This window comes from Microbacterium sp. UBA3486 (genome assembly GCF_002377845.1).
In the GTDB taxonomy this organism is placed as follows: Bacteria; Actinomycetota; Actinomycetes; order Actinomycetales; family Microbacteriaceae; genus Microbacterium; species Microbacterium maritypicum_A.
In genome coordinates this window covers 1-3,643 of record NZ_DFQP01000064.1, presented here as the reverse complement: position 1 = coordinate 3,643, position 3,643 = coordinate 1, and the positions used below count along the sequence as shown (strand labels likewise).

At 71.3% G+C, this 3,643-nt stretch carries 4 protein-coding genes and 1 pseudogene; 3 read left to right on the top strand and 2 right to left on the bottom strand.

What is annotated here, in order from left to right; genetic code table 11:
- From B2869_RS08840 to B2869_RS08830, 3 genes and pseudogenes are all read left to right on the top strand, one after another.
- Positions 1–375, top strand: a pseudogene (locus B2869_RS08840) (2-phospho-L-lactate guanylyltransferase); the annotation flags it as partial.
- Complete coding sequence (gene cofD / locus B2869_RS08835) at positions 372–1,400, top strand: 2-phospho-L-lactate transferase (RefSeq protein ID WP_292765201.1); 1,029 nt, start codon at positions 372–374, stop codon at positions 1,398–1,400. The pseudogene B2869_RS08840 and the gene cofD, both read left to right, overlap by 4 nt.
- A gap of 194 nt (positions 1,401–1,594) precedes the next feature.
- On the top strand, positions 1,595–2,008 hold the full coding sequence (locus B2869_RS08830; protein WP_136024772.1) for a hypothetical protein: 414 nt from the start codon (positions 1,595–1,597) through the stop codon (positions 2,006–2,008).
- Positions 2,009–2,028: 20 nt separating this feature from the next.
- Here the strand turns inward: B2869_RS08830 and B2869_RS08825 are convergent, their stop codons facing one another.
- Both B2869_RS08825 and B2869_RS08820 read right to left on the bottom strand, forming a co-directional pair.
- Entirely contained in the window at positions 2,029–2,838 is an 810-nt protein-coding gene (locus B2869_RS08825; protein ID WP_292765199.1) for an ABC transporter ATP-binding protein, read from the bottom strand.
- A partial coding sequence (locus tag B2869_RS08820) for an iron chelate uptake ABC transporter family permease subunit (RefSeq protein WP_292765196.1) occupies positions 2,835–3,643 on the bottom strand: 809 nt, incomplete at its 5' end. The genes B2869_RS08825 and B2869_RS08820, both read right to left, overlap by 4 nt.

Below are 3,643 nucleotides of genomic sequence, written 5' to 3'. Positions count from 1 at the left end.
GGGCTCGGCGTGAGCGCGGCCCCCGACTTGCGCCCTCGTGCCGTGATGCTCGGCGACCTGCCGGCGCTGCGCCCCGACGAGCTGGCCAGGGCGCTCGCGTTTGCCTCTTCGCACTCCCGGGCGTTCGTGCCGGACGCCGAGGGCACCGGCACCGTGCTCGCCACGGCGCGGGCGGGTTTCGACCTCACTCCGTGTTTCGGGGTGGACTCGGCCTCCGCACATCGCGCGGCCGGCTTCGTCGAGGTCGGGTTTCCCGTCTTGAGCGGTCTGCGACGTGACCTCGATCATGCCGAGCACCTGCGGGCCGCCCGCCGTGCCGGACTGGGCTCGCGCACCGCGGCGCTGGTCGACCGACCGCTGGTGCTCGCCTCATGACCGGCGGCGTCGCCGACACCTCCGATGGCCCGCACATCGTCGTCCTCGCCGGTGGCGTCGGCGGATCGAAGTTCGTGGTCGGTGTGCGGGAGGCCGCACGGCGACGGTGGCCGGATGCCGCGGGAGGAACCCGAGCCGAGATCACGGTGATCGTCAACACCGGCGACGACCTGTGGCTCAGCGGTCTGCGGCTGCAGCCCGATGTCGACTCGATGATCTACGCGCTCGCCGGTGTCAACGACACCGCACGCGGATGGGGGAGGGCGGGAGAGAGCGAGCTCGTCGCCACCGAGTTGCAGGCATGGGGAGCCGGCTGGCCGTGGTTCACGTTGGGTGACCTCGACCTCGGTGCCCACATCGCCCGCACAGGCTGGCTCCGCGACGGCGCCTCCGTGACCGAGGTCGTCGATCGCCTCGCCTCCCGATGGCCGCTCGGCATCCGACTGCTGCCCATGACCGATACCGAAGTCGACACCCACGTGTTCACCGCCCGGGGTCGGATGCACTTCCAGGAGTGGTGGACCCGGCATCGTGCGACCCTCCCGGCGCAGCGGTTCGATGCGCCGGGGATCGCGCAGTCCGTGCCCGCACCCGGAGTGGTCGACGCGCTGTCTGCGGCGGACGTCATCCTGTTCGCCCCGTCGAATCCCGTGGTCTCGCTCGGGCCGATCCTCTCGGTCCCCGGCATCGCCGACGCCGTACGTGCCGCCCCCGGAGCCGTGGTCGGGGTGTCGCCGATCATCGCCGGTGCGCCCGTGCGCGGTATGGCCGACGCCTGTCTCGCCGCCATCGGTCTCGCCGCCACCGCCGACGCGGTCGGACACCACTACGGGGCACGCGCAGCCGGCGGACTGTTGGATGCGTGGCTCATCGCCGAGGAGGATGCTTCTCTCGCAGGCGGGCTCGAGGCGGCCGGACTGCGCGCGCCGGTGCATCCGCTGTGGATGCGCGATCTCGACACTGCGACGGCTCTCGCCGCCGAGGCTCTCCACTCGGCTGAGCTCGACGCGCACCAAACGTCATAGTCACAGGTATCGAAAGACTGGCCGAAAGTTCCCAGTCTTTCGGCGTAATGACCGGGCCCCCACCGCCGTCTCTCCACTGTGAGGGTTGTCCGGCCGAAAGGGGGTCGGGCTGTGCGAGGGGTGAGGGAATCGTGAGTGGTCGAAGTCGAGTGGACCGGCTCTTCGAAGAGTTGGAGGTCGAGTGCGGCGCGAGTATGCAGTGCATCACGGAACGGGCGTCCGCCCTGCTGGGGCTCGACATCGAGGTCGACGTGTTGAACGAGGAGGAGTGGCGGGCCGTTCCGCGGTTCCTGCTCGTCGACGGTGACCGTGCGAGGATTCCGGTCCGCCGCTCCGATCCGCAGTGGTACCGACTGCACGTGGTGATCCACGAGCTCTCGCACCTGCTGTGCGGGCACACGCGATGCGAGAGTCTGCCCATGACCTTCGACCAGCTGCGGAAGCCCGCGCAGGTATGCGCGCTCGCCGGGGTGGGAGGAGGTGCCGGCTCCGTGGCGCTCGACGACTGCCAGGAGCAGGTGGCGCTGGAGGCCGAGGCGGAAGCGCTCGCGCACCGCTTGGGCTCGTTCGTCCTCGCTCCGCAGTTCGCATCCGCCGAGCTCGTCTGAATCCCGATCGTCCGAGCCGGTCAGCGCGTGAGGGCGGGAGCCGCATCGAACACGATCAGCGGACGATCGCTGCCCGGCCGGAGGAGCACCTCGGCGTCGACCTGCCAGACGCGCGCGATGAGCTCCCGCGTCAGCACCTCCTGTGGGGAACCCGCCGCCTGCACGTGACCGTCGGCGATCACGACGACTCGATCGGCGAATGCCGCCGCGTGATTGAGATCGTGCAGAGCAGCCAGCACGGTCATGCCGTCGCGCGCGAGGGACGCGAGGAGGGCGAGTGCGTCCAGCTGCGCGCGGATGTCGAGGTGGTTCGTGGGCTCGTCGCACAGCAGCAGCGCCGGTCGCTGAGCGAGGGCCCTCGCGAGGTTCACCCGTTGGCGTTCGCCGCCGGACAGGGTCGCGGCATCGCGCTCCGCGAACTCGAGCGCCCCCGCGCGGCCGAGAGCCGCATCGGTGGCGACGGCATCCGTCTGCGCCCCCTCGAACGACAGCCATCCGCGGTGGGGAAGCAGTCCGAGCCCCACGATGTCGCGCCCGGTCATCCCCTCGGCGGTCGACCACTCCTGCTCGACCAGGGCGACGCGCTGTGCGCGCTCTCGCCGCCGCATCGAGGGCAGCGATGCGCCGTCGAGCGCGAGGGTCTCGACCTCGCCCCGCAGGGTTCCGGCGATCAGCCGCAGCAGCGTGCTCTTGCCTGAGCCGTTGGGGCCGAGGAGAGCGGTCACCGAACCTCCGGGGGCGGTGATGTGCATGTCGTCGCAGAGGATCCGACCCCCGTGCGCGAATCGGATGCGTCGGGCATCGAGGCCGTCCTCACGCACTCCGGTCATGCGCGGCTCTTCCGCATACGCAGCATCAGCAGCGCGAACACGGGGCCGCCGATCAAAGCGGTGACGATCCCGACCGGGAGCTCGCGTGGCTCGAACACGGTACGGGCGATGGTGTCGGCCCAGATGAGGAACACGGCGCCCGCGAGGAACGAGACCGGCAGCAGCGCGCGATGCCGGGCGCCGACGACCGCCCGAACCGCGTGCGGCAGGATCAGTCCGACGAAGCCGATCGACCCGCTCACCGCCACGAGCGCTCCGGTCAGCAGCGCCGTGCACACGAAGAGCAGCACGCGCAGCCGGGTCACCGGGATGCCGAGTGCCTCGGCCGCGGTGTCACCCAGTACGAGGGTGTCCAGTGGCCGGGCTGCAGCCAGCAGGGGGACGGCGCAGACCGCCACGGCGACCCCGGCGAGGGTGGCATCCGCCCAGTCGGCGCCTCCGAGCGAGCCGAGCAGCCAGCTGAGGATCTCACGGTAGCTGTCGTTCGTCGCGCTCCAGAAGATCACGAGGCTGGTCAGTGCCGCGAGCACGGCCGACACGGCGAGACCGGCGAGGACCACGGCGGTGGCTCCTGCGGAACCGGCCGCGCGCGCGAGGCCCAACGTGAGTGTCAGGGCGAGCAGCGCACCCGCGAACGCGGCGAACGGCAGTGCCACCGCCGCGCCGAGCACGATGACGATCACCGCGCCGGTCGAGGCGCCGGAGGACAGACCGAGCAGGTAGGGATCGGCGAGCGGGTTGCGGGTGAGGGCCTGCATCACGGCACCGCACAGGGCCAGGCCGCCTCCGACCGCCGCGGCCGTGA